General features: G+C 72.5%; 21 protein-coding genes and 2 pseudogenes. 14 read left to right on the top strand and 9 right to left on the bottom strand.

Annotated elements, in window-relative coordinates:
• The first annotated feature begins 58 nt into the window (after positions 1–58).
• Both ACIQFZ_RS08285 and ACIQFZ_RS08290 read left to right on the top strand, forming a co-directional pair.
• Entirely contained in the window at positions 59–1,420 is a 1,362-nt protein-coding gene (locus ACIQFZ_RS08285; RefSeq protein ID WP_402690956.1) for a wax ester/triacylglycerol synthase family O-acyltransferase, read from the top strand.
• Positions 1,421–1,523: 103 nt separating this feature from the next.
• Positions 1,524–2,999 (top strand): SDR family NAD(P)-dependent oxidoreductase, encoded by a 1,476-nt coding sequence (locus tag ACIQFZ_RS08290; RefSeq protein ID WP_402690864.1) that lies wholly within the window; start codon positions 1,524–1,526, stop codon positions 2,997–2,999.
• Positions 3,000–3,042: 43 nt separating this feature from the next.
• On the opposite strand, the gene ACIQFZ_RS08295 is transcribed toward ACIQFZ_RS08290, so the two are convergent.
• Positions 3,043–3,471, bottom strand: a complete 429-nt coding sequence (locus ACIQFZ_RS08295) for a hypothetical protein (RefSeq protein WP_365416991.1) — start codon at positions 3,469–3,471, stop codon at positions 3,043–3,045.
• 443 nt (positions 3,472–3,914) lie between these two features.
• Here ACIQFZ_RS08295 and ACIQFZ_RS08300 point away from each other — a divergent pair, with 443 nt between their 5' ends.
• Both ACIQFZ_RS08300 and ACIQFZ_RS08305 read left to right on the top strand, forming a co-directional pair.
• Positions 3,915–4,088, top strand: a complete 174-nt coding sequence (locus tag ACIQFZ_RS08300) for a hypothetical protein (protein WP_141355952.1) — start codon at positions 3,915–3,917, stop codon at positions 4,086–4,088.
• A 54-nt stretch (positions 4,089–4,142) separates the two neighbouring features.
• Positions 4,143–4,625 (top strand): GNAT family N-acetyltransferase, encoded by a 483-nt coding sequence (locus ACIQFZ_RS08305; protein WP_402690865.1) that lies wholly within the window; start codon positions 4,143–4,145, stop codon positions 4,623–4,625.
• A 42-nt stretch (positions 4,626–4,667) separates the two neighbouring features.
• On the opposite strand, the gene ACIQFZ_RS08310 is transcribed toward ACIQFZ_RS08305, so the two are convergent.
• Positions 4,668–6,020 carry an amidase gene (locus ACIQFZ_RS08310; RefSeq protein WP_402690866.1) on the bottom strand — a complete coding sequence of 451 codons (1,353 nt, stop codon included), beginning with the start codon at positions 6,018–6,020 and terminating at the stop codon, positions 4,668–4,670.
• A gap of 187 nt (positions 6,021–6,207) precedes the next feature.
• Here ACIQFZ_RS08310 and ACIQFZ_RS08315 point away from each other — a divergent pair, with 187 nt between their 5' ends.
• The 6 genes and pseudogenes from ACIQFZ_RS08315 to ACIQFZ_RS08340 form a co-directional block, all read left to right on the top strand.
• Positions 6,208–6,459 (top strand): hypothetical protein, encoded by a 252-nt coding sequence (locus ACIQFZ_RS08315; protein ID WP_361417600.1) that lies wholly within the window; start codon positions 6,208–6,210, stop codon positions 6,457–6,459.
• 33 nt (positions 6,460–6,492) lie between these two features.
• Positions 6,493–7,722, top strand: a complete 1,230-nt coding sequence (locus ACIQFZ_RS08320; protein ID WP_365416998.1) for an SPFH domain-containing protein — start codon at positions 6,493–6,495, stop codon at positions 7,720–7,722.
• Positions 7,723–7,773: 51 nt separating this feature from the next.
• Positions 7,774–10,785, top strand: a complete 3,012-nt coding sequence (locus ACIQFZ_RS08325; protein WP_383058040.1) for an alpha-mannosidase — start codon at positions 7,774–7,776, stop codon at positions 10,783–10,785.
• 104 nt (positions 10,786–10,889) lie between these two features.
• Positions 10,890–11,357 (top strand): DUF4231 domain-containing protein, encoded by a 468-nt coding sequence (locus ACIQFZ_RS08330; RefSeq protein WP_365417002.1) that lies wholly within the window; start codon positions 10,890–10,892, stop codon positions 11,355–11,357.
• Between the two features lie 61 nt (positions 11,358–11,418).
• Positions 11,419–11,784: pseudogene (locus tag ACIQFZ_RS08335) on the top strand (enolase C-terminal domain-like protein); the annotation flags it as partial.
• A gap of 91 nt (positions 11,785–11,875) precedes the next feature.
• Positions 11,876–12,094 (top strand): annotated as a pseudogene (locus tag ACIQFZ_RS08340) (aldo/keto reductase); the annotation flags it as partial.
• Between the two features lie 145 nt (positions 12,095–12,239).
• On the opposite strand, the gene ACIQFZ_RS08345 reads toward ACIQFZ_RS08340, so the two are convergent.
• On the bottom strand, positions 12,240–13,670 hold the full coding sequence (locus tag ACIQFZ_RS08345) for a lipase maturation factor family protein (RefSeq protein ID WP_365417004.1): 1,431 nt from the start codon (positions 13,668–13,670) through the stop codon (positions 12,240–12,242).
• A 100-nt stretch (positions 13,671–13,770) separates the two neighbouring features.
• On the opposite strand from ACIQFZ_RS08345, the gene ACIQFZ_RS08350 reads away from it, so the two are divergent.
• Both ACIQFZ_RS08350 and ACIQFZ_RS08355 read left to right on the top strand, forming a co-directional pair.
• The gene (locus tag ACIQFZ_RS08350) at positions 13,771–15,858 is read left to right on the top strand and encodes a SpoIIE family protein phosphatase (RefSeq protein ID WP_383058039.1); all 2,088 of its coding nucleotides are present in this window, start codon (positions 13,771–13,773) and stop codon (positions 15,856–15,858) included.
• A 66-nt stretch (positions 15,859–15,924) separates the two neighbouring features.
• A complete protein-coding gene (locus ACIQFZ_RS08355) occupies positions 15,925–16,788 on the top strand; it encodes a DNA-formamidopyrimidine glycosylase family protein (protein WP_361417627.1) in 864 nt (287 codons plus the stop codon).
• 4 nt (positions 16,789–16,792) lie between these two features.
• On the opposite strand, the gene ACIQFZ_RS08360 is transcribed toward ACIQFZ_RS08355, so the two are convergent.
• The 3 genes from ACIQFZ_RS08360 to ACIQFZ_RS08370 form a co-directional block, all read right to left on the bottom strand.
• Positions 16,793–17,443: a zf-HC2 domain-containing protein gene (locus tag ACIQFZ_RS08360; RefSeq protein WP_365417007.1), complete on the bottom strand. Its 651-nt coding sequence runs from the start codon at positions 17,441–17,443 to the stop codon at positions 16,793–16,795.
• A 151-nt stretch (positions 17,444–17,594) separates the two neighbouring features.
• Complete coding sequence (locus tag ACIQFZ_RS08365; RefSeq protein ID WP_365417009.1) at positions 17,595–18,110, bottom strand: hypothetical protein; 516 nt, start codon at positions 18,108–18,110, stop codon at positions 17,595–17,597.
• A gap of 148 nt (positions 18,111–18,258) precedes the next feature.
• Positions 18,259–18,807 carry a sigma-70 family RNA polymerase sigma factor gene (locus tag ACIQFZ_RS08370; RefSeq protein ID WP_365774669.1) on the bottom strand — a complete coding sequence of 183 codons (549 nt, stop codon included), beginning with the start codon at positions 18,805–18,807 and terminating at the stop codon, positions 18,259–18,261.
• Between the two features lie 210 nt (positions 18,808–19,017).
• Between ACIQFZ_RS08370 and ACIQFZ_RS08375 the strand changes: the two genes are divergently transcribed.
• The gene (locus ACIQFZ_RS08375; RefSeq protein WP_402690867.1) at positions 19,018–20,181 is read left to right on the top strand and encodes a CapA family protein; all 1,164 of its coding nucleotides are present in this window, start codon (positions 19,018–19,020) and stop codon (positions 20,179–20,181) included.
• Positions 20,182–20,187: 6 nt separating this feature from the next.
• Here ACIQFZ_RS08375 and ACIQFZ_RS08380 read toward each other — a convergent pair whose 3' ends face one another.
• A complete protein-coding gene (locus ACIQFZ_RS08380; RefSeq protein WP_402690868.1) occupies positions 20,188–20,685 on the bottom strand; it encodes a MarR family winged helix-turn-helix transcriptional regulator in 498 nt (165 codons plus the stop codon).
• Positions 20,686–20,743: 58 nt separating this feature from the next.
• On the opposite strand from ACIQFZ_RS08380, the gene ACIQFZ_RS08385 reads away from it, so the two are divergent.
• Positions 20,744–21,568, top strand: a complete 825-nt coding sequence (locus tag ACIQFZ_RS08385) for an alpha/beta hydrolase (RefSeq protein ID WP_365417016.1) — start codon at positions 20,744–20,746, stop codon at positions 21,566–21,568.
• 42 nt (positions 21,569–21,610) lie between these two features.
• Here ACIQFZ_RS08385 and ACIQFZ_RS08390 read toward each other — a convergent pair whose 3' ends face one another.
• Positions 21,611–23,023: an amino acid permease gene (locus ACIQFZ_RS08390; RefSeq protein ID WP_383058037.1), complete on the bottom strand. Its 1,413-nt coding sequence runs from the start codon at positions 23,021–23,023 to the stop codon at positions 21,611–21,613.
• Positions 23,024–23,164: 141 nt separating this feature from the next.
• On the bottom strand, positions 23,165–23,644 hold the full coding sequence (locus ACIQFZ_RS08395) for a universal stress protein (RefSeq protein WP_141355915.1): 480 nt from the start codon (positions 23,642–23,644) through the stop codon (positions 23,165–23,167).
• Between the last annotated feature and the right edge of the window lie 99 nt (positions 23,645–23,743).

Consider the following 23,743-nt stretch of genomic DNA (forward strand, 5'->3'; position numbering starts at 1 on the left):
GTAATCAGTCGAGGGCGGTTGACTGCGTACACACCCACCGCCGATGCGAGGCAAGCCATTGACTCCCGACCTGCTCGCTCCCCTCGACCTGGCGTTCTGGAACATCGAGTCCGCCGACCACCCCATGCACCTCGGCGCCCTCGGGGTCTTCTCCGCCCACTCGCCGACCGCCGGCGCGCACGCGGCCGACCTGCTCGCCGCCCGCGCGGCCGCCGTGCCCGGCCTGCGCATGCGGATCCGGGACGTGTGGCGGCCGCTCGACCTGCGCCGGCCCCTCGCCCAGGCGCTGCGCCCGCCGCTCGGCTTCGGCGGCGCCGCCCGCGAACCCGACCCCGGCTTCGACCCGCTCCACCACGTCCGGCTGCACGCCCCGGCCACGGACTTCCACGCCGAGGCCGGCCGGCTCATGCAGCGCCCGCTGGAACGCAACCGCCCGCCCTGGGAGGCGCACGTGCTGCCGGGCGAGGACGGCGTCTCCTTCGCCGTGCTGTTCAAGTTCCACCACGCCCTCGCCGACGGCCTGCGTGCCCTGACCCTCGCCGCGGCCATTCTGGACCCCATGGACATGCCCACTTCGCGGCCCCGTCCGGCCGCGCCCGCACGCGGTCCGCTGCCCGACGTACGCAAGCTGCCCGAGGCGCTGCGCGGTGCCCTGTCCGACGTGGGCCGCGCCCTGGACATCGGCGCCTCGGTCGCCCGCTCGTCCCTCGCCACGCGGTCCACCCCGGCGCTCACCGCCGAGCCCACCGGAACCCGCCGCACCGCCGGCGCGGTCGTCGACATCGACGACGTGCACCTGGTCCGCAAGGCCGTCGGCGGCACCGTCAACGACGTGCTGATCGCGGTCGTCGCCGGCGCCCTGCGGCGCTGGCTCGACGAACGCGGCGAGGGCACCGAGGGGATCGCGCCCCGCGCCCTGATCCCGGTCTCCAGGCGCCGCCCGCGCACCGCCCACCCGCAGGGCAACCGGCTCTCCGGCTACCTGATGGAACTCCCCGTCGGCGACCCGGACCCGCTGCGTCGGCTCGGCGCCGTCCGCACCGCCATGGACCGCAACAAGGACGCCGGACCCAACCGGGGCGCGGGCGCCGTCGCGCTGCTCGCCGACCACGTGCCCGCCCTCGGCCACCGGCTCGGCGGACCGCTGGTCGCCCAGGCCGCCCGGCTGTGGTTCGACATCCTGGTCACCAGCGTGCCGTTGCCCGGCATCGGCCTGAAACTGGGCGGCCATCCGCTGGCCGAGGTCTACCCCTTCGCGCCGCTGGCCCGCGGCCAGTCCCTGGCCGTCGCGATCTCCACCTACCGCGGCCAGGTCCACTACGGGCTCGTCGCCGACGCACGGGCCGTGCCCGACCTGAACCGGCTCGCCCGCGCCGTGACCGAGGAGGTGGAGACCCTGATCACGGTCTGCGGACCCTGATCACCGCGGTTTGGCCTACGGGCCCGGCGCTGCCGTAAAATCCCCGGTTCGAAAGCGGACGCGAGTCGGAGCGCCGCACGGGTGATCAGGGAACGGCAGCGCGATGACGGTGACAGACGAAGGCCCGACGGCCACGGACGAAGTGGTGTACGGGCCCGGTATCGACCCCGAACGCCTCGCCGTGTGCCTCGGCGTGCTCAAGGAGCTCGACGGGATCGAGGTGGACCACCCGGACGCCGTCGCTGTGCGCCGGGCCACCTCGCACATCTACCGCACGGTCAAGCAGCGCCGCCGCCAGGAGCGCCGGGCCGCCAAGACCGCGAACGACAAGGCGGTCACGGAGGCCACGGCCACCGGCTCCGCGCAGCGCATCGACGACGAGACCGAGGGCATCCTGCCCTCGTCCGCGACGCGGGAGGGGCAGATCGCGGGCATACTCCAGCGCCCGCGCTCCTGCTACGTCTGCAAGACCCGCTATGTCGAGGTCGACTACTTCTACCACCAGCTCTGCCCGCGGTGCGCCGACGAGAACCGCGACCGCAGGGACGCCCACGCCGACCTCACGGGCAAGCGCGCCCTGCTCACCGGCGGCCGCGCCAAGATCGGCATGTACATCGCGCTGCGGCTGCTGCGCGACGGCGCGCACACCACGATCACGACCCGCTTCCCCAACGACGCCATCCGCCGCTTCAAGGCCCAGCCCGACAGCGGCGAGTGGATCCACCGGCTGAAGATCGTCGGCATCGACCTGCGCGACCCGGCCCAGGTGCTGGCCCTGGCCGACTCGGTCGCCGCCGAGGGGCCGCTGGACATCCTGATCAACAACGCCGCCCAGACCGTACGGCGCTCCCCGCAGGCCTACAGCGAGCTGGTCGCCGCCGAGTCGGCCCCGATGCCGGCCGGTGAGCTGCCCGCGGCCGAGGTGATCGGCACGTTCGGCTCGGGGGCGGTCGCGGAGCTGCCGGTGGCGGGCGGCGGCGCGCTCACCGCCCAGGACGTCACCGACCTGGCGCTGGTCTCCGGCTCGGCGTCGTTGGAGCGGATCGCGGCCGGCACGGCCATCGACGCCGGCGGTCTCGTGCCGGACCTGCACGACACCAACAGCTGGATCCAGGCGGTGGAGGACGTCACGCCGGTGGAGCTGCTGGAGGTCCAGCTGTGCAACTCGACGGCGCCCTTCATCCTGATCAGCCGGCTGCGTCCGGCGATGGCGGCCGCCGCGGCCCGCCGCACCTACATCGTGAACGTCTCCGCCATGGAGGGCGTGTTCAACCGCGGCTACAAGGGCGCCGGCCACCCGCACACCAACATGGCCAAGGCCGCCCTGAACATGCTCACGCGCACCAGCGCCGAGGAGATGTTCCAGAAGGACCGCATCCTGATGACGGCCGTCGACACCGGCTGGATCACGGACGAGCGTCCGCACCCCGACAAGGTCCGCCTCGCGGAGGCCGGCTTCCACGCCCCGCTCGACCTGGTGGACGGCGCCGCCCGCGTCTACGACCCGATCGTCCGCGGCGAGGAGGGCGAGGACCTGTACGGCGTCTTCCTCAAGGACTACGCGCCGGGCAAGTGGTGAACCGCCGGGGCGGCCCTCCGGCCGTCCCCGTTCCGACGTCGTGTCAGTCCACGGTCCGCAGCCGGTAGTTGCCCGCCGCGAGCAGTTCCAGGACCGTGCGCCAGTCCTCCAGGACACCGGCGTCGAAACCGGTGGCGCCGGCCTCCTCGGCCGCCTGGCGCAGCGACAGCGCGTCCTCGTCGGACTCGTCGGGCAGACGGCCGTCGGCGGACGCCGCGTGCCGCCGTACGAGGCGGGAGACGCGCTCGCCGAGCAGCGCGTGCACCGCGTCCGCCGCCGGGTCGGACGCACCGGTTCCGCCACCCGGCCGCAACAGCCGGCCGATGCCGTGGACCAGGCCCGCCACCTGGAGCTCCTTGTCGGCCGGATGATGCCGGCGCAGCAGGGCGGCGGTGCGCAGGGCGTGGGCGCGGGCATCGGGCGGGCAGGCGTACAGCAGGTCCATGAGCTCCTCGGCGCTGCGCAGCTCCATGCGTCGGTCCTCCTGCGAGAAAGCCGTCGTGGTGGGTCAGCAGATCATGGCGAGCTTGCGGCGCGGCCAACGGAACCTGAACGGTCCCGCGGGTGTGCCGGGTAGCCCTCAGGGATGAATCCCGCCCGGCACATGATGCGACAAATCGCCCTGTAAGTGGTCCAATCAACACGCGCGACGTCAGATAGTTACCAGCTCTTTGCAGCCCCATCGAGCAGGGGGCCGCTCATTTGGTTAATCTGGGGTGGACGGACAGCGACTAGGGGTTCCATCCACACCCATGGTCCGTCCCGGGGCAAGCCGGTGCACCACGGCCTGCTCGCACCTCAGTTGCCGACGCCACCGCGTCCGAGATGCATACCAACCAGACCCGAACGGGCTTGGGCGGCGCGGTGCGTACCGGCCGCATGCCCCGAGGGTGACCGACACATAAGGAGTGCGCGGTGACACCGGAGAAGACGAATCGCGAGCAGCGCCCCAACGAACGCACGGAGCGCGCGGGCCGACGGCCCGCGGATCTGGGCAGCCTCGACGTGTGGGCCCGCTCGGCCCCGATCCGCCTGGCGGGCTACGAGGACGACCTGGCCGAGCCGCACATCCTGCCCAGCGTGGACTGACCGGCGGAAACCCGTCGCGATCGCCGACCGCATGGGCGTGCCAGACTCACGCCCATGCTGATCAGAGAAGCCGCGGCCGAGGACTGGCCGCGGATCTGGCCCTTCTGGCACCGGATCGTCGTCGCCGCCGAGACCTACGCCTGGGGCCCGGACACCTCCGAGGAGGATGCCCGGGCCCTGTGGATGAGCCCCGCCAAACGCGTGTACGTCGCCGAGGACGACACCGGGGCGGTCGTCGGCTCCGCCTACGTCACCCCCAACTACGGCGGTCCCGCGGCCCGCGTCGCCAACGCGGGCTTCATGGTCGACCCCGACCAGGCCGGACGCGGCATCGGCCGCGCCCTGGCCGAACACGTCATCGAGGCCGCGACGGCCGCCGGCTACCGGGCGATGGTCTTCAACGCCGTCGTGGAGACCAACCCCGCCGTCGGGCTGTGGACCTCGCTCGGCTTCCGGATCCTCGGCACGGTGCCGGAGGCGTTCGAGCACCCCCGGCACGGCCTGGTGGGCCTGCACATCATGTACCGGGCCCTCTAGAACGGGCCCCTCCAGAACGGGCCCTGCGAGCCCGGGGCGGCCCTACGCGTCCGGCGGCAGGTCCGCCGTCCGGGTCCACGGGCGCAACCGCTCGATCTCCTCCGCCAGGTCCAGCAGGTCCGCCTCCGAGCCCGGACGGCCCACCAGTTGAACGGCGCACGGGGCGCCCGAGGGCAGTGCGCCGAACGGCACCGCCATCGCGGGCCATCCGGTCAGGTTCCACGGCGGGGTCATCGGCGAGTAGGCGGTGTCGGCCAGTACGTTGCGCAGCCAGCCCCGCTCGTGCCAGGGCCCGGCCTGCGGGGAGCGGCGGGCCAGCGCGGGGGTGAGCAGCATGTCGTACTCGGCGAAGAACGGCTCCATCCGCCGCCGCAGCGCCTCCCGTCGCGTATCCGCGCGCACCCCCTTCAGGAACCGCCGCCCCACGGCGGCATGCACCCGGGTGCGCCGGGCCAGCCGCCGCGGGTCCAGGCCCGCGGCGTCCACGGCCGTGCCCGCCGTCCAGTGCCGCAGAGACGTCACGCCCAGCGACATCGGATACGGCGGCTCGGCCCGGCGCACCCGGTGACCGGCCCCCGCCAGCAACCGCGCCGCGTCCCGGGTGGCGGCGGCGTAGGGCGTGCTCACGCCCACCCCGGCGAGCGGGCTGCGCACGGACACGGCGATCGTGCGCGGGGCCGCCTTCCGACCGCGTACGGCGTCGGTGCCGGCCAGCACGGAGAGCATCAGCCGCGCGTCCTCGACGGTCGTGGCGAGCGGCCCGTTCTCGGCCATGGCGAACCAGTCGCCTTCGCCGATACCGGCGGGCACCACCCCGTGACCCGGCTTGATGGTGACCAGGCCGCAGTTGGCGGCCGGGATGCGCAGCGAGCCCATGCCGTCGTTGCCGAGGGCGATCGGGACCATGCCGGCGGCGACCGCCGCCGCGCTGCCGCCCGAGGAGCCACCCGCGTTCCGGGTGGTGTCCCACGGGTTGCGGGTGGTGCCGTGGACACTCTCCGTGGTGCCGAAGACGCACAGCTCGGGCACGTTCGTCAACCCGACGACCACCGCGCCCGCCGCCCGCAGCCGGGCCACCGTGACATGGTCGTCGACGGCCAGCGTGTCCGAGGTCGCGGCCGAACCCACGCGGCTGGACTCGCCCCGCACCGCCAGGTTGTCCTTGATGGCCACCGGCACACCCGCGAGCGGCAGTCCGGCCAGATCGCCGCGGGCCGCCACCTCGTCGGCCTCCTCGAGCGCGGCCTCGGCACGGACGGTGCGGAAGGCGCCGACGCGGCCGTCCAGCCGCTCGATACGGGCGAGGTGCTCGGCCACCACCTCGCGGGGAGTGGCCCGCCTCTCGCGTACGGCGGCGGCGATCTCGGCGGCACTGCGGCCGGCCCAGCTGGTCACGGGCGCTCCTCGGATGGGGGACGGGCGGTTTCGTACTCACGGGTACGCAGGGAGAACTGTGCCCGGCGGCGGGTGCCGCGTCGAGAGGCCGCCCGCCGCGGAAAGGCCGGTGCAGCGGCGTATGCGGCCCGTCGGAGTGGGTCTAAGGTCGAAGGCAGAGGACGCGTACGAGGGGAACCGGTCGGCGATGGCACAGGACGAGGCCGTGATCGGCTGCACGGGGGAGCTTCTCATCGGAACGCGCGGTTCCGCCGGTCCGGGCGAGATCCTGGTACGGGTCAGAGGCGGTTCCGAGACCTTCCTCGCCTGGTCGCAGGAACCGCTGCCGATCGGTGCGACGGTGCTCGTGGTCGAATCACGCGGATGCCGTGAGGTCGACGTCATCGCGTGGGGCGACCCCTTGGAGAGATTGCGGGACGATCCTGTGGATCGGGGCTGATCCGGGCTGATCCGGACTAAGGAGAACAAGACCATGTTCGGTTACCGCGTTCCCGCCCCCGACGAGGCGATGCTGATCTCCGGAGGCAGGCGGGGACTGGGGGGCGCGCCGTTCCGGGTGGTGACGGGCCACGGCAAGTTCGTGCTCCCCGTCTTCCGCAAGGTCCGCTTCCTCACCCTGTCGATGTGCGAGTCCGAGGTCGTCGAGACCTGCGTCACCAGGCAGGGCATCGCGCTCCACGTGCGCGCCGTCATCGCCTTCAAGGTCGGCAACGACACCGAGAGCATCATCAACGCGGGCCAGCGGTTCCTCTCCGACCAGGACCAGATGTCGGTCCTGACCGGCCGGATCTTCGCCGGCCACCTGCGGGCCATCATCGGCTCGATGACGGTCGAGGAGATCGTCACCGAACGGCAGAAGCTCGCCGCCGAGGTGCTGGACACCTCGAAGACCGAGATGGCGAAGATCGGCCTGATCGTGGACTCGCTGCAGATCCAGTCGATCGACGACGGGGACACCGGCTACATCGACGCGATGTCCGCGCCGCACAAGGCGGCCATCCGGCGGCAGGCCCAGATCGCCCAGGCCCAGGCCAACCAGGCCGCCGCCCAGGCGGAGCAGGAGGCGGCGCGCAAGCAGGCCGAGTACGCCCGGCAGACCGCGGTGGTGAAGGCCGAGTACTCGGCCGAGGTGGACCGGGCCCAGGCGCGGTCGGCCCAGGCCGGCCCGCTGGCGCAGGCACACGCCCGGCAGGAGGTGCTCGACGCCCAGACCGAACTGGCCCAGCGGCAGGCCAAGTTGCGCCAGCAGGAGCTGGTGGCCGAGATCGTGAAGCCCGCCGAGGCCGAGGCCGAACGCGTCAGGGTCCTCGCCGCCGCCGAGGCGCAGCGGATGAAGATCCAGGCCGAGGCCGCGGCATCGTACGATCGTGTCGCCCTGGACCGGATGCTGATCGACCAGCTGCCGCTGATCGTGAAGGAGGCCGCGGGAGGCCTCTCCGGGGCCAACGTCAACGTCCTGAACGGCGCCGACGGGCTCGGCGAGATCGCGGCCGGCCTGGTCGCCCAGGGCCTGACGATCCTGGACTCGGTCCGGCAGAACCTGAACGGCCACGGTGACCGGAACTCCGGCGGAGCCCGCCCCGAGGAGGGCGACGGCCGGCTCGCGCTGCGGGGCCCGAGCGCACCGCGGCCGGACACCGAGGGAGCCGAGCCGCGCGAGGGCTCGGCCGACGGGGAACGGCCGGACCCCCGAACCCGCTGATGCCCGCCCCGGGCCCGGACCGCCGCCCGCCCACCCCACGGAGCGTCCCTCATGCATGACGACCGCGGCCTGGTCGAGGCCCGCCTGCGGCGGGTGCTCGGCGAGCGCATCCGTCCCGCCGTGTATCCCGAGTCCGTCCCGCTGGAGGTGGCGGTGTGGCACGCGCCTGGCGAGCCCGTACCGGTCGCCGAGGGCCTGGCCGCCGAGCCCGAGCCGATCGAGGTGGGCACCCGGTGGGGTGCGCCGTGGGGCACCAGCTGGTTCCGGGTGACCGGCACCGTGCCCGAGGCATGGGCCGGGAGAACCGTCGAAGCCCTGCTCGACCTCGGCTTCGACGAGAACATGCCCGGCTTCCAGTGCGAGGGCCTGGTCCTCCGGCCGGACGGCACCCCGGTGAAAGGGCTCAACCCGCGCAACCAGTGGGTCCGCGTCGGTGCCCCCGCCCTGGGCGGCGAGGAGGTGCGCCTGCACATCGAGGCCGCCTCCAACCCCGTCATCCCCGGCTTCCTGCCCACCCCGCTCGGCGACCGCGAGACGGCGGGCGACGAGCCGCAGTACACGCTCACACGCATGGACCTCGCCGTGTTCGACGAGAACGTGTGGCAGCTCGTCATCGACCTGGAGGTGCTGGGCGAGCTGATGGCCGAGCTGCCGGCGGACTCGCAGCGCCGCTGGGAGATCCTGCGCGCGGTGGACAGGGCGCTGGACGCGGTCGACCTCCAGGACGTGAACGGCACGGCGGAGGGGGCCCGCGCCCGGCTCACCGAGGTGCTGGCCGCGCCCGCCGCCGCCTCCGCGCACCGGATCAGCGCGGTCGGGCACGCCCACATCGACTCGGCGTGGCTGTGGCCGCTGCGGGAGACGGTGCGCAAGGTGGCCCGCACCGCGTCCAACATGACCGCTCTGCTCGAGGACGAGCCGGACTTCGTCTTCGCCATGTCCCAGGCCCAGCAGTGGGCGTGGCTCAAGGAGCGGCGGCCCGAGGTGTGGGCGCGGGTGAAGAAGGCCGTGGCGGACGGGCGGTTCGTGCCGGCCGGCGGCATGTGGGTGGAGTCCGACACCAACATGCCCGGCTCGGAGGCGATGGCCCGGCAGTTCGTGCACGGCAAGCGGTTCTTCCTCGACGAGTTCGGCATCGAGAACGACGAGGCCTGGCTGCCCGACACGTTCGGCTTCGCCGCCGGACTGCCGCAGATCATCAGGGCGGCGGGCTCCACCCGGCTGCTCACGCAGAAGATCTCCTGGTCACGCACGAACGCGTTCCCGCACCACACCTTCTGGTGGGAGGGCATCGACGGCACCCGGATCTTCACCCACTTCCCGCCCGTCGACACCTACAACTGCTCCATGACGGGCGGTGAGATCGCCCACGCGGCACGCACCTTCAAGGACAAGGGCGCCGCCCGGCACTCCCTCGCACCCACCGGCTGGGGCGACGGAGGCGGCGGCACCACCCGGGAGATGGTCGCCAAGGCGGCCCGGCTGCGCGATCTGGAGGGCTCCGCGAGAGTGGTGTGGGAGACACCGCGGGCCTTCTTCGACCGTGCCGAGGCCGAGTACCCGCAAGCCCCCGTCTGGGTCGGTGAGTTGTACCTGGAGCTGCACCGCGCCACCCTCACCAGTCAGGCCGGGACCAAGCAGGGCAACCGGCGCAGCGAACACCTGCTGCGGGAGGCCGAGCTGTGGGCGGCGACGGCGGCCGTACGTACTGGGTTCGCCTACCCCTACGAGGAGTTGGACCGGATCTGGAAGACGGTGCTGCTGCACCAGTTCCACGACATCCTGCCCGGCTCCTCCATCGCCTGGGTGCACCGCGAGGCACGGGCCACGTACGAGCGGATCGCCGGGGAGCTGAACCGGATCGTCGAGTCCGCGCAACGCGCGCTGGCGGGTGAGGGCGCCACCCCGCTGGTCTTCAACGCGGCCCCGCACGCGCGGGCGGGCGTCCCGGCCGGCGGCGCCGCCACCCCGGCCACCGGGGGAAGCACGGAGCTGAGGCCCCGCGCGGGCGGCGGACACGTACTGGACAACGGTCTGCTGCGGATCGGGATCGACGACCGGGGCCTGGTCGTCTCGGTGTACGACATCGAGGCCGGCCGGGAGACGATCGCTCCGGGCCGGGCCGCGAACCTCCTCCAACTGCACCCGGACCTCCCGAACATGTGGGACGCCTGGGACGTGGACGAGTTCTACCGCAACACGGTCACCGACCTCACGGACGCCGAGTCCGTCACTGCCGGCGAGGACGGGGCCTCGGTGCGGGTCGTACGGGCCTTCGGGAACTCCCGGGTCACCCAGGTGCTGTCGCTTCCGGCGGGGGAGCGGCGGCTGGTGCTGGACACGGAGGTGGACTGGTACGAGACGGAGAAATTCCTCAAGCTGGCCTTCCCGCTCGACGTGCACGCCGAACGGTACGCGTCGGAGACGCAGTTCGGGCACTTCCACCGGCCCACCCACACCAACACCTCCTGGGACGCGGCCAAGTTCGAGGCCTGCAACCACCGCTTCGTGCACGTGGCCGAGCCCGGCTGGGGCGTCGCCGTCGTCAACGACTCGACGTACGGCCACGATGTGACCCGCACGGTCCGCACCGACGGCGACCGGGGCACCACCACCACGGTCCGGATGTCCCTGCTGCGCGCCCCGCGCTTCCCCGATCCCGAGACCGACCAGGGCGCGCACCGCTTCCGGCACGCCCTGGTGCCGGGCGCGGACATCGGGGACGCGGTCCGCGAGGGCTGGCGGATCAACGTGCCCGAGCGGCGGCTGACCGGTGGCGGGGAGGTGGCTCCCCTGGTGGCGGTGGACGAGGACGCGGTGGTCGTGACGGCGGTGAAACTGGCCGACGACGGCAGCGGTGACGTGGTGGTCCGCTTCCACGAGGCCCACGGCGGCCGGGCCAGGGCGACCTTGACGGCCGGGTTCGAGGTCGCGGACGTGACGGTGACGGATCTGCTGGAGCGGGCCCTGCCCGAGGCGGCCGAACCGGAGCGGGACGGCGGCCGGATCGCCGTGCGGCTGCGCCCGTTCGAGCTGATGACACTGCGGCTGCGGCGCGCGTGAGGCCCTGAACCGGGGGCGGCGCGGCGGAATCGGGCCGTGCCGCTCTTTCCCAGTGAGCCGTGCCGCTCTTTTCCGGTGGGGTGCGCGGCCACGATGATGTGGCGATGACACGAAGAGCGGTTCCCGACCACTCCTGGGCCGCCCAGCCGGATCCCCTGCTGGCCCTGGCCGAACGGGAGTTGACGTTCTACACCCGGTCCTGCGACCGGGCCAGACGGCTGCACCGCGGCACGGAGCTGGGCGCCCTCGCCACCACTTCGATGACGGTCGTCGCCGCCGGTCTGCACGCACCGGCCTGGCTGACCGCCATGATCGCGGGCGGTGCCGTGTTCTTCACCGGCATGCGGCAGTTGTACGATCCCGGCTCCCGCTGGGTGCTCACCGCGCGGGCACGCGAGACCCTGCGCCGGGCCGTCGACCGGTATCTGCTCCTGCCCGAACCGGAACGCGACGCCGTGGCCCGGCAGACCCTGCGGACGGTGATCGAGGAGGTCGGCGCCGACGAACTGCGCGAATGGTCGGAGTCCCGGACCCGCAGCCCGGAACCGCCACTGCCGGCCCCCGGGCCCTGAGCACGACCGGAATCCAGGCCCGCCCGCGCGACTTCCCCCGCCACCGACCGAAAGGCCATCCGTGTCCGCGACGCCCGCCCGCATCACCGCGGTCGACACCCACGTCATCCGCCTCCCCGCCTCGCGCGAACTCGACGGCTCCGACGCGATGAACCTGCGCCGGCCCGGGCCCGAGAAGGGCGTGATGCACATGGCGGTCGGCGCGGTCGTCAAGGCGGTGTGGGGCCTCGCCGCCGAACGCGTCGGCGCGTCCCTGCGGCGCCTGCTCGCCGGGGCCCACCCCGAATGGCTGGTGCCCCAGGCGATCCGCCGGACCAGGGCGCTCGCCGAGTTCGACCCGTACTGGATCGAGGGACCCACCAGCCCCGACTACGTCCTCGGCCACGCGGCCGTCCGGGAGGACGTCGCCCCGGTGCGGGTCGCCACCGACGTGGCGAGCCATCTGTCCGGCGCCGCCACCGGCACCGGCCTCGCCGTCGACGGCGGCCTGCGGGGCCCGCGGCCGCGCAGGAGGCCCGATGAGGACGCTGGGCGGGAGCGGGGTCGAGGTCAGCGCCCTCGGCTTCGGTGCCGCCGCCATCGGCAACCTCTACACCGAAGTGGACGAGGGGCAGGCGCGGGCGGCCGTGGCCGCCGCCTGGGAGCAGGGCATCCGCTCCTTCGACACCGCCCCGCACTACGGCCTCGGCCTGTCCGAACGCCGCCTCGGCGCGGCCCTGCGAAGCCTTCCGCGGTCGGCGTACACGATCTCCACGAAGGTCGGCCGCCTGCTGGAGCCCACGGACCAGGGCGGGAGCGACCTCGCCCACGGTTTCGCCGGTGAAGGTGCCCGTAGCTCTCATGCCCGCGACCGTACCGGCCGGGTCCGACAACGGGGGCCGGTCACGGCTCCTCGGTGCCGGCCGCCAGCCGGGTCGGCGGCAGGAAGTCCCGCACATAGGTGCGGTCCCAGCAGGCGCCGGTCGCGCGCAGCTGCCGCCGCGTCGTGTAGTGGTAGCGGAAGAGCCGGGCGCGGACGTAGCGCGGGGGCTCGTCGGGCGTGAAGGGGGAGCGGCGCAGCAGCCGGAGGGTGTCGCGGTCGTTCTCCAGGAGCCGCTCCACCAGCGCGCCGAACCAGACGCCCGCGTAGGCCGGGGACAGCGCGGCGAACCACATCATCCAGTCCAGGCGCAGATGGTAGGGCGCGAACTGGCGCGGCCAGTGCCGGGGATCACCGGGCTTGCCCCGGAACTCGTACTCCCGCCAGTCCGCTTCCTCGTCGTCCTCGTCCCGCACCTCGTCCAGCGTGCCCTCCACCACCACCTCGTAGCGGACGCGGCTGACGCTGCCGAACGCGCCGTAGGTGTTGACCAGGTGCAGCGGGTCGAAGGAGCGGTTCATGACCTGTCGGCGGGAGACCATGTTCACCACCGGGCGGTAGCTGAGGAACACCACCAGCGCGGCCACGGCGACGACCACGACCTCGTACCACAGCGGCGCGGCCGGCACGGATGGAGCGTTCCCCGGGAAGCGGACCGCGGACAGCGCCAGCACGATCGTGATCCAGTTCAGCCAGGCGAAGTTCCCGGACAGCACCAGCCACAACTGGGTGACGATCATCAGCGCGGCGCCGGCCGTGGCGATGGGCTGCGGCGTGAACAGCAGGAACGGCACGATCAGCTGTGTGACGTGGTTGGCGGCCACCTCCGCCTTGTGCAGCGGCCCTGGCAGATGGTGGAAGAACCAGCTCAGCGGGCCCGGCATCGGCTGTGTCTCGTGGTGGTAGTGCAGACAGGTCAGCTTCCGCCAGCAGGCGTCGCCGCGCAGCTTGATCAGCCCGGCGCCGAACTCGACGCGGAAGAGGATCCAGCGCAGCAGGAACAGCACGACGACGGGCGGGGCCACCTCGTCGTTGCCGAGGAAGACCGCGAGGAACCCGGTCTCCAGCAGCAGCGACTCCCATCCGAAGCCGTACCAGGTCTGCCCGACGTTGACGATCGACAGATACAGCGCCCAGGGGACGAGCCACAGCAGCATGCCCGCCCACAAAGGCACCAGTGAGTCCGCACCCGCTGCCAGCGCCGCCGACACCGCGCACCCGGCCCAGGCGACCGCCGCGAAGAGCTGGTCGGAGTAGCGCAGGTGGAACAGGCTCGGCGCCCGGGCGAACGGCACCCGCTCGAGGAAACGGGGGATCGGCAGCATGCCCCGCTCGCCGAGCAGCGCGCGGAACTGGAGGGCCGCCGTCAGGAACGCGACGAGATACACCGCGGCCAGCGCCCGCTGGAAGACCAGCCGGCTCAGCCAGTACTCGGGTGCGGTGAACCAACCCACGGTCGAGCGCTCCTCTCCTCGCGTCCCCCGGGAAAGTCACGGGCCCCGGCTACCCCACCCCCGGCTCGAAGAATCAGTCAATCCCTGGCAAGGTGTCCCCATGGCTGAACAGGGAGCGCCTGCCCTGTCACTCCCGGAGGACTGGCCCGCCCACCCGGAACCCATTCTGGCGCTCAACGGCATGGGCACCTTCGACTGGGACCTGGACGCCGGGCTCGTGCACATGGACGCCCAGGCCCACCGGATCTTCGACATCACCCCCGAGGAGAACGACAGCCGTCCGGACACCGTGGGCGAGCGGCTGCCGCGGTCCGAGCGCGAGCGCCTGGACGCGCTGGTGGCCCAGGCGATGAAGGAGGGCCGCGAGAACTACGGCACCTACGTCCGCCTGCGCCGCCGCGGCGGCGGCCTGCGCTGGGCCCACATCCAGGGTTCCATCCGCCGCGACGGGACGGGCCGGCCGCGCAGGATCATCGGGATCATCCGGGACGCCTCCGAGGAACTCAACGACATCGCGGCCCGCCGGGAGCGGGCCGCCCAGGCCGCGGCCCGGCGCAAGCAGACCAACGTCGTGGAGACCGCCACCGCCGCCCTCGCCCACGCGCGCACCGTGCAGGACGTCATCGACGTCGTCAAGGACTCCCACGGGCTGGCCCTCCTCGGCTCCAAGAGCCTGGTCCTCGGCCTGGTCGAGGCCGGCCGCATCCGGCTCGTCGCCGAGGGCCCCGAGGGCTCCTCCGTGCCCGGCACCCGCGTCACCCGGATCGACGAGCCGTACCCGATGAGCGAGGCCGTGCGCACCCTCAGCCCCCGCTTCATCGAGTCCCCCGAGGACTTCGCCGAGCGCTACCCCATTCTGTGGCCGCACATCACCGGACTGGACATCACCTCGGCGGCCTATCTGCCGCTGATAGCCCAGGCCCGCCCGATCGGCGGCATGGGCCTGCTCTACAGCGACCGGCGGGGCTTCACCTCGGAGGAGCGCAACGTCCTGATCGCCCTCGGCAGCAGCATCGCGCAGAGCCTCCAGCGGGCCATGCTCTACGAGCAGGAGAAGGACCTGGCCCAGGGCCTGCAACAGGCCATGCTGCCGCGCACCATCCCCAGCGTGCCCGGCGCCGACGTCGCCGTCCGCTACCGCTCCGGATACGCGGGCGGCTCCCTGGGCCGGGACATCGGCGGCGACTGGTACGACCTGATCCCGCTGCCCGGCGGCCGGGTCGGCGCCGTCATCGGCGACGTCCAGGGCCACGACACGCACGCCGCCGCCGTCATGGGCCAGCTCCGCATCGTGCTGCGCGCCTACGCCGCCGAGGGCCACGCTCCGGCCACCGTGATGGCCCGCGCCTCGGTCTTCCTGCACGAACTCGACACGGACCGCTTCGCCACCTGCCTGTACGCGGAGGCGGACCTGTCCACCGGCGTGGTCCAGCTGGTGCGGGCCGGGCACATCGACCCGCTGGTCCGGCACAACGACGGAAGCTGCCGCCGGGTCGCCGTCGACGGGGGGCTGCCGCTCGGCCTGTCCGCCGAGTTCGGCAGCCTGGAGTACCCGGTCGGCACCATGGAGCTCGATCCCGGGCAGTCCCTGGTGCTGTGCACCGACGGCCTGGTCGAACAGCCCGGCGCCGACCTCGACGACGGCATACGGGCCCTGGCGCGGTCCGTCGCCGCCGGACCCGGCGACGTACGGGACCTCGCCGACCGGCTGATAGCGATGGCCGAGGCACGGGGCGGCGACGACGACGTGGCCCTGCTGGTGCTGCGCCGCCGGGTGCCGGCCGAGCGGCAGCCCGTCGGCCGGCTCCAGCAGTACGTGGCCCCCGGCGACCCCGAGGCCCTGACCCGGGCCCGGCACATGATCCGCACGGCGGTACGGGACTGGGGCGCCGGGGAGGACTCGTACGAGATCGAACTCGTGGCCGACGAACTGATCACCAACGCCCTGATCCACACCGAGGGCTCCGCGATCGTCACCCTGCGGGTCCTCAGCGGCCCGGCCCGGCGGCTGCGGATCGAGGTCGAGGACTCCTCCAGCGCCCTGCCGCGCCGCCGTGAACCGGGAGAGGACGGCGTCTCCGGCCGGGGACTGCTGCTCGTGGACCGGCTCACCGACGTGTGGGGCGTGGAGGCGCGCGGCGGCGGCAAGTGCGTGTGGTGCGAGTTCGCGGTCCCTGACCAGAGCTGAGAGCCGGGAGCCGAGGCGTCCGGCACACCGCATGGCGCCCGGGGCCTCCGGTGGCACTCTGGACCTATGCCGGAACTGCCCGAGGTCGAAGCGCTCAAGGACTTCCTGACCGACCATCTGGTCGGCCACGAGATCGTGCGCGTACTGCCCGTCGCGATCAGCGTGCTGAAGACGTACGACCCCCCGGTCACCGCCCTCGAAGGCCACGAGGTCACCGCGGTGCACCGGCACGGCAAGTTCCTGGACCTGAGCACCGACGGCGGCCCCCACCTCGTCACCCACCTGGCCCGCGGGGGCTGGCTCCAGTGGAAGGACCGGCTGCCCGACGGCGCGCCCCGCCCCGGCAAGGGCCCGCTCGCCCTGCGCGTCGCCCTGGAGAACGGCGCGGGGTTCGACCTCACCGAGGCCGGCACCCAGAAGCGGCTCGCGGTCCACGTCGTACGGGATCCGCAGGAGGTGCCCGGTGTGGCACGCCTCGGACCCGACCCGCTGGCCGACGACTTCGACGAGGAGCGGTTCGCCCGGCTGCTCGCGGGGGAGCGGCGGCAGATCAAGGGTGCACTGCGCGACCAGGGCCTGATCGCGGGTGTCGGCAACGCCTACAGCGACGAGATCCTGCACGCGGCGAAGATGTCCCCGTTCAAGCTGGCCGCCTCCCTGACGCCGCGGGAGACACGAACCCTGTACGAGGCGCTGCGCACCACCCTGACGGAGGCGGTCGCGCGCTCCCGGGGCCTCGCGGCCGGACGGCTGAAGGCGGAGAAGAAAGGCGGCCTGCGCGTGCACGGCCGGACCGGCGAACCCTGCCCGGTGTGCGGGGACACCATCCGCGAGGTGTCCTTCAGCGACTCCTCGCTCCAGTACTGCCCGACCTGCCAGACGGGCGGGAAGCCGCTGGCCGACCGGCGCCTGTCCCGGCTGCTCAAGTGACGGCTCAGCGCGCGTCGAGGGTCACCAGGGGCCGCCCGTCCGCGGTGCGCACCTCGAAGCGGTCGATCTGGCCCGGATGCATCGTCGTGCCGCCCGCCACCGTGCTGGGCCGCGCATCGTGCGGGGGGACGGTCCAGGTGGTCACGGTCTGCTCCGAGCCGTCCCGGCCGACCACGACGAGCCGGCAGGAATAGGGGCCCGCGCCGTCCTTGACCCGCACCTCCACGTCGCTGCCCCAGTCCCGGTCGGCGGCCCTGACCTCGGCCCACACGCCCGTGGTCGCGTCGGTCGCCGAGTACCGGGCGGGCCCGTCGTGGTGCCCGGCGACGGCGGCGACCGCGGGTCCGCCCACGGCGAGCACCACCGAGGCGGCCAGCCCGTAGAGGACGCGCCGGCGTCCGGCCCGGCGCCGCCGTGTCACCTCGCCGAGCAGCCGGTCCAGCAGCGCGGAGCCGGGCCGGGTCATGGGGTGCACGAAGCGCGGCGTGGCCCGGCGGTACAGCATCAGCTGCCGTGCCGTGGGCCCGAACTCGGTGACGTGCGCCGCGCAGCGAGCGCACTCCATGAGGTGGTCCTCGAAGCGGAAGGCGTCCGCCTCGTCCAGCATGCCGAGCGCGTACGCGCCGACGTCGCGATGCCGTTCCAGGGACCTCATGCCGAATCCTCGTGCCTGTGAGTGCGGGTGGGGTTACTCCTTGCTCCCACCCGTACGCACCCGGCACCGGAATCACTCAGCCGCGTTCCGAATCGTAATCAAGACGTTCGGAGCGGCCGGCCCCGCGGATTGGTCGGATTCCAAGAAAGATCTAGAAGAGGTGGATCGCCAGATGCCCGAGGGGCAGTCCGAGTCGCCAGGCGGGCGTCCACACCTTCGGTCCCTCGTCCTCGCCGACCACGCCCGCGCCGCCCGGCACCGCGTCCAGATCGGGCGCGAGCAGCTCGGTCTCCTCCAGCCAGCGCCAGGCCGCCTCGGCCAGCGCCAGGTCCGGCGAGGGCACCCCGCGGGCGTCCGCCTCGGCCGCGAGGCAGGCCATCCGCTCGCACACCCAGTCCTGCCACGGCTGGTCGTACGCGGTCAGCGACAGCCAGGTCTCCAGCTGGGAGACCACCCGGACACGGGACAGCTCGCCGCCGGTGTCGGAGAGGAAGATGGTGAGCGCCAGCGCGTCCCGCCCGGCGCGGAACTCGAACGACGTCGGCGGCATCAGATCGCCGGTACGCAGCAGTTCGTCGGCGATGTACTCGGCGTACAACCAGGCCATGGGGACGGCCAGTTCGCCGCCGCCCTGGCCGTCCGTGCTCTCGTGACCTCTGTGCAGCATCCCTTCCTGCCTTCCTCCGGTGCGCGCTCCTCGCCCGACCCCGGGTCCCGGGGGCGGGCCCCCTGTCGGAACACGGATGAGGACAGCCGATTACTCAATAGCGGTCCACGGCAAGGCGCTTTACGGAGGTTTGACTCGACAGTCGGTTTCACCGCAGGTCGGCCGCGTATCCCGGAAGCATCCGGCGCAGGGCGCGCAGCGCGTAGTACGCGCGGGACTTCACGGTACCGGGCGGGATGCCCAGGGTTTGGGCGGCCTCCGCCACACTGGCCCCCCGGAAGTACACCAGCACCAGGACTTCACGATGCTCGGGAGTGAGTGTCTTCACAGCCTCCCGGACGTCGAGCGTCGCGGCGGACCGCTCGGCGTGGTCGGCGATGACCCGCGCGTTCTCCAGGTCCGCGTCCCCGACCTCGGGCGGGCGGGCCTGCCGGGCGCGGCGCGCGTCGATGGCGAGCCGGCGCGCCACGGTCAGCAGCCACGGCCGCACCGAGTCGAAGGCGTCGGCGCGCAGCGCCTCGGGGTGCTGCCAGGCGCGTACGAGCGTCTCCTGGAGCAGGTCCTCGGCGCGCTGGCGGTCGCCGTCGCACAGGCGCAGCAGCAGTGCGAAGAGTGGTCGGCCGTGCTCGCGCTGCAGTGCGGCGAGCTCGTGCTCGGCGGTCGTCGTCCCGTGCGGGAGGGTGGTTCCGGCCGTCATGGCCGTATGGCATCGCAGGGGGCCGCACGGGGACAGGGCGCGCACACCGCTGTGCGACGGACGGTCGATCGCGTCGGCGAACGGTACGACGAACGGTCCGTCAGGCCCCTTGTCACACACGAACGGGCTAACGAAGCCCCGATACCGTTTGCGAAAGCCGTCAGATTCGTACCCATTTGTCTGTCCATACGACCGCCTTGGGGTGAACTGATGATCGCACGCAGACAGCAGGTGTCCCTGGTCGTGACGGCCCTCCTCACCGCGGCCGCCGCCTGCCAGGCTCACCAAAGGGAAGAGCAGCACCCTCCGCCCGGACGAGCCGCCCCGGCCCCGGACTCCGCGACCGTGCCCAGCGCTTTCACGCTCGTCGCCTCCGGCGGCATCCTGCCCGAGCCCCCGGTGCTGGAGCGGGCAGCCTTCGACGCGGGCGGCTCAGGCCACGACTTCCGTCCGATGCTCGAAGGCGTCAAGGACATCGTCTCCCGAGCCGATCTGGCGCTGTGTCACCTGGGCACCGTCTTCGGCGCGAACGCGCCCTACGCCGGCACCCCGCGCTACAAGTCCCCGCCCGAGCTGGCGCCGTCCCTCGCCGCGGCGGGCTACGACAGCTGCGCCACCGCCTCCGAACACGCCCTGGACGACGGCGCCGACGGCGTCCGGCGCACCCTGGACGCCCTCGACCAAGCCGGGGTGCGGCACGCCGGTACGGCGCGCGCCGAGAGCGAGTCACGCGGCACGCTCCTTCAGGCCGGGCGGGCCGTGGTCGCCCACCTCGCCTACACCTACGGGACGAACGAGGACCTTCCTCCCGATCAGTCGTGGGCCGTCCGTGTGATCGACGAGAAGCGGATCATCGAGGACGCCAGGGCCGCCCGCCAGGGGGGTGCCGACGTCGTGGTCGTGTCCCTGAACTGGGGCCGGGCATGGCAGGACGCACCCGATGCGCAGCAACTGGACCTCGCCCGGAAGCTGACCGCCTCGCATTCCGGCGGCCGGCCCGACGTCGACCTGATCCTCGGCAGCCACGCCCATGTCCCGCAGGCCTACGAGAAGGTCAACGGCACCTGGGTGGTCTACGGCCTCGGTGACCAGATCACCGGTGCCACGACCGACGACAGCGGCGCGCGGAACCCGCGCGCCAACCAGAGCACCCTCGCCCGCTTCACCTTCTCCCCGCCCGCCCGGCCCGGCGGGCGATGGGAGGTGGCCCGCGCCGAGTTCGTCCCCGAGGTGTTCGACCTCGACGCCGGCCGGGTGCTGAACGTGAGCAGGGCCATCGCCCAGGGTGCCGACCTCCGGGGCGTGCGCGACCGGATCCGCACCGCGGTGCTCAGCCGGGGCGCGGCGAAGGACGGGCTCGTCATGGGGGAGTGAGGCCGGTCAGTCGACGTCCACGTGCTCGAAGAGGTCGAGCATCTCCCCGAGCACGCGCAGGCAGGCCCGTACCTCGGACTCCGTCAGATCGCCCCCGACCCGGCGCAGCAGCAGGTGCTCACGGGCCAGCACCGCGTTGATCGCCGCCCGGCCCGCGTCCGTGAACCGGATCAGCGACGAGCGCTGGTGCGCAGGGTTCGGGACGCTGCGCACCAGGCCGCGGGCCGCCGCGTCGTTCACCATGCGCTGAACGAACTGGCGGCTGATCGCCTGCGCGCGCCCCATCTGCGGAACGGTCATCGGGCCGTGCTTGTGCAGCAGGTCGAGCACGGCCCGTACGCCGACGGACAGCCCCTCGACGGCCTCGCCCTGCTCGACCTTGCGCTGCACGCGCCGGTACAGCGGGCCCACCAGGTCGAACACCTCGGTGAGGCGGCGGCCGAGTTCGTCCGGCGGGAGGGGGGTCTCGGGACTGTCGTCGATGTCGCTGTCGATGTCGCTCATCGCACCATCATGACACCTAGGTTGCCAAACTCCGCCGTGAAATGACACCCTGGTTGTCATGACTGCTCCTGCGGATCTGCGTTTCCTCCCTTCCTCCGACGGCGACCTCGCCTACCTCGACACCGGCAGCGGGGACCCCGTGGTCCTGCTGCACTCCGGCTGGGTCGACCACCGCGTCCTCGACGCCCAGATCACGGCCCTCGCCGCCGAGTTCCGGGTCATCGCCCCGGACGTACGCGGCCACGGCTTCTCCGCCAACGCGACCGGGCCGTTCCGCTGGGCCGACGACCTTGCCGCGCTGCTGCGCCACCTCGACGCCGGCCCGGTGGTGCTCGTCGGCGTCTCGATGGGCGGCGCCATCGCCACCGACACCGTGCTGGAGTACCCGGAACTGGTCCGCGGGGTCGTGGCCTGCGGCGCCGTCACCAGCGAGTTCCAGTACACCGACCCGTGGGCGCGGCAGACGCAGGCCGAATCGGCCCGCGCCCTGGGCGCCGGCGACATCGAGGGCTGGCTCGCGTCCTTCCTGCGCTTCGCGCCCGGCCCGCACCGCACCCCGGACGACATGGACCAGGACATCCTGCGCCGGCTGCGCGACATGGCCCTGCACACCCTGTCCAAGCACACCGCCGACGAGAAGAACTGGCACGTGCCCCTGACCGGCACCTGGGACCGCGTGCCGAAGATCGGCGTCCCCGTGCTCACCGTCAACGGCGCCCTCGAGACACCCGACCTCATCGCCGAGGCCGAACGCCTCGCCCGCACCGTCCCCGACGGCCGTTCCGTGACGATCGAGGGCACCGCCCACTACCCGAACCTGGAGAAGCCGGAGGAGTTCAACGAGGTCGTCGCGGACTTCGTCCGCGCCCTCCCGGCCCGCTGAACCTCTCCGCGGCCACCTGGCCCGGCAGGTCCCCGGCCGGGCCTAACGCCCGGCCAGCGCCGAGCGTTTGTACGAGTACCCGAAGTAGATCACGCACCCGATCAGGAACCACACGGCGAACCGCACCCAGGTCTCCCACTTCAGGAACGTGATCAGCCAGAGCGAGAAGACCACACCCAGCGCCGGCACGAACGGCATCCACGGCGTACGGAAGCCGCGCGGCAGGTCCGGCTGCCGGTAGCGCAGCACGATCACCGCCGTGCACACCACCACGAACGCCAGCAGGATGCCGATGTTGGTCAGTTCGGCCGCTTCCGCGATCGGCAGGAACCCCGCGATGACGGCCGACGCCACCCCGACGATCCACGTCACCCGCGTCGGCACGTGCCGCGTGGGGTGCGTCTTCGCGAACCACTTGGGCAGCAGCCCGTCCCGGGACATGGCGAACCACACCCGGGTCACGCCCAGCATGAACGTGAACATCACGGTGAGGATGCCGATGATCGCGCCCACCGCGATCACGTCCGCCAGCCGGCTCAGCCCCACCGACTTGAACGCGGTGGAGAAGCCGCTCTCCTTGTTGATCTCCTTGTAGTTCTGCATGCCGGTCAGCACCAGACACGCCGCCACGTACAGCACCATCGCGATCGCCAGCGAGTAGATGATCGCCTTCGGCATGTGCCGCTGCGCGTCCTTGGACTCCTCGGCCGCCGTCGACATCGCGTCGTAGCCGAAGACCGCGAAGAACACCGTCGCCGCACCGGTGAACGCCCCGCCGACCCCGTAGGGGAAGAACGGGTGGTAGTGGGCGGTGTTGACGTGGAAGACGCCGACCACGACCACCACCAGCACGACCAGCACCTTCAGCCCCACCACGAGCGTCTCGAAGCGGGCCGCGCTGCGCATGCCGAGGTTCAGCAGCCAGGCGATCAGCAGGCACAGGATCGCCGCGAACAGGTCGACCCTGTGCCCGGCGCCGGTGCCGGGTGCGCCCAGCATCCAGGCGGGCAGATGCGCGCCCATGTCCTGCACCAGGAAGCTGAAGTAGCCCGAGATGCCGATCGCGACCACCGCCACGATCGCCGTGTACTCCAGGAGCAGGTCCCAGCCGATGAACCAGCCGGCGAACTCGCCGAGCACCGCGTAGCCGTAGGTGTAGGCCGAGCCCGCCTTCGGGATCAGGCCCGCGAACTCGGCGTACGACAGGGCCGCCGCCGCGCTGGCGACACCGGCGACGAGGAAGGACACCAGCACCGCGGGACCCGCCGTACCGTTGGCCACCGTGCCGGCGAGGGTGAAGATGCCCGCCCCGATGATGCCGCCCACACCGATCGCGGTCAGCTGCCACAATCCGAGGGTTCTTTCCAGCCGCGGTCCCTCGGCGGCTTCTGTCTCCTCGATGTGTTCGATGGGTTTGCGGCGGAGAATGCCCTCACCCATCCGGAGCCCGGCCATGCGTCTCACCTCTTCACAGACGGCAAACGGCTGACGGCGGATCATGATGGCCCAGCACCGCCGGGTACGGAAGACACCGCGCACGGTCCGGGCGGCGGCCCCCGGCCGCCCGCCGCGCGGTTTGAACGCCGGGAACGGGCCCTACGGAACCACCGTCACCGGCCAGCGTCCCGCCTTCACCAGGCGGATCGCGACCGAGCCGATGATCCGGTGGCCGGCCTGCTCGGAGGCGCCCACCACCACCGCGTCCGCCCGCAGCTCGTCGGCGGCCTTCACCAGACCGTTGTACGGGTCGCCGGGGAAGGTGTGGAACTCCCAGCGGACCTCGAATATCCCCTTCAGCCGCTCCGTGGACTCCCGGATGTACTGCACGAGGTCCTCGGCGATCTCGTCGGTCGTCTCCGCCACCGGCGCCCCGAGTGCCGCCCCCGCCGTCATCACCGGCTGCACGTACACGAGGGCCAGCAGCGCGCCCTGCCGGCGGGCGAGACCGGCGGCGTACGCGGCGGCCCGCATCGAGGAGTCGGAGCCGTCCACGCCGGCGACGATGACCTTCGGCCCGTCCGTGCCCCGCTCGAACCGGTGAGCGTGCCGCTCGTGCTGCTCGTGCTGTTCCGTCACATGTGCGAGGCTATCGGAATCCCCGGTTCCCAACGCCGCGCGGGTCACGTCTCGACGGGCGCCCCGCGCGCCCAGTTCCTACAGTCGGAACCATGAGCG

This window comes from Streptomyces sp. NPDC093064 (assembly GCF_044754605.1).
Taxonomy (GTDB): domain Bacteria; phylum Actinomycetota; class Actinomycetes; order Streptomycetales; family Streptomycetaceae; genus Streptomyces.

Bases quoted from the DNA above. Each gene is read 5' to 3' on its own strand.
- ACIQFZ_RS08320 (WP_365416998.1), top strand. From the start codon at position 6,493: ATGTTCGGTTACCGCGTTCCCGCCCCCGACGAGGCGATGCTGATCTCC.
- ACIQFZ_RS08315 (WP_361417600.1), top strand. From the start codon at position 6,208: ATGGCACAGGACGAGGCCGTGATCGGCTGCACGGGGGAGCTTCTCATC.
- ACIQFZ_RS08370 (WP_365774669.1), bottom strand. From the start codon at position 18,807: ATGACGGCCGGAACCACCCTCCCGCACGGGACGACGACCGCCGAGCAC.
- ACIQFZ_RS08380 (WP_402690868.1), bottom strand. From the start codon at position 20,685: ATGAGCGACATCGACAGCGACATCGACGACAGTCCCGAGACCCCCCTC.
- ACIQFZ_RS08365 (WP_365417009.1), bottom strand. From the start codon at position 18,110: ATGCTGCACAGAGGTCACGAGAGCACGGACGGCCAGGGCGGCGGCGAA.
- ACIQFZ_RS08330 (WP_365417002.1), top strand. From the start codon at position 10,890: ATGACACGAAGAGCGGTTCCCGACCACTCCTGGGCCGCCCAGCCGGAT.
- ACIQFZ_RS08290 (WP_402690864.1), top strand. From the start codon at position 1,524: ATGACGGTGACAGACGAAGGCCCGACGGCCACGGACGAAGTGGTGTAC.
- ACIQFZ_RS08360 (WP_365417007.1), bottom strand. From the start codon at position 17,443: ATGAGGTCCCTGGAACGGCATCGCGACGTCGGCGCGTACGCGCTCGGC.
- ACIQFZ_RS08325 (WP_383058040.1), top strand. From the start codon at position 7,774: ATGCATGACGACCGCGGCCTGGTCGAGGCCCGCCTGCGGCGGGTGCTC.
- ACIQFZ_RS08385 (WP_365417016.1), top strand. From the start codon at position 20,744: ATGACTGCTCCTGCGGATCTGCGTTTCCTCCCTTCCTCCGACGGCGAC.
- ACIQFZ_RS08390 (WP_383058037.1), bottom strand. From the start codon at position 23,023: ATGGCCGGGCTCCGGATGGGTGAGGGCATTCTCCGCCGCAAACCCATC.
- ACIQFZ_RS08355 (WP_361417627.1), top strand. From the start codon at position 15,925: ATGCCGGAACTGCCCGAGGTCGAAGCGCTCAAGGACTTCCTGACCGAC.
- ACIQFZ_RS08350 (WP_383058039.1), top strand. From the start codon at position 13,771: ATGGCTGAACAGGGAGCGCCTGCCCTGTCACTCCCGGAGGACTGGCCC.
- ACIQFZ_RS08295 (WP_365416991.1), bottom strand. From the start codon at position 3,471: ATGGAGCTGCGCAGCGCCGAGGAGCTCATGGACCTGCTGTACGCCTGC.
- ACIQFZ_RS08375 (WP_402690867.1), top strand. From the start codon at position 19,018: ATGATCGCACGCAGACAGCAGGTGTCCCTGGTCGTGACGGCCCTCCTC.
- ACIQFZ_RS08305 (WP_402690865.1), top strand. From the start codon at position 4,143: ATGCTGATCAGAGAAGCCGCGGCCGAGGACTGGCCGCGGATCTGGCCC.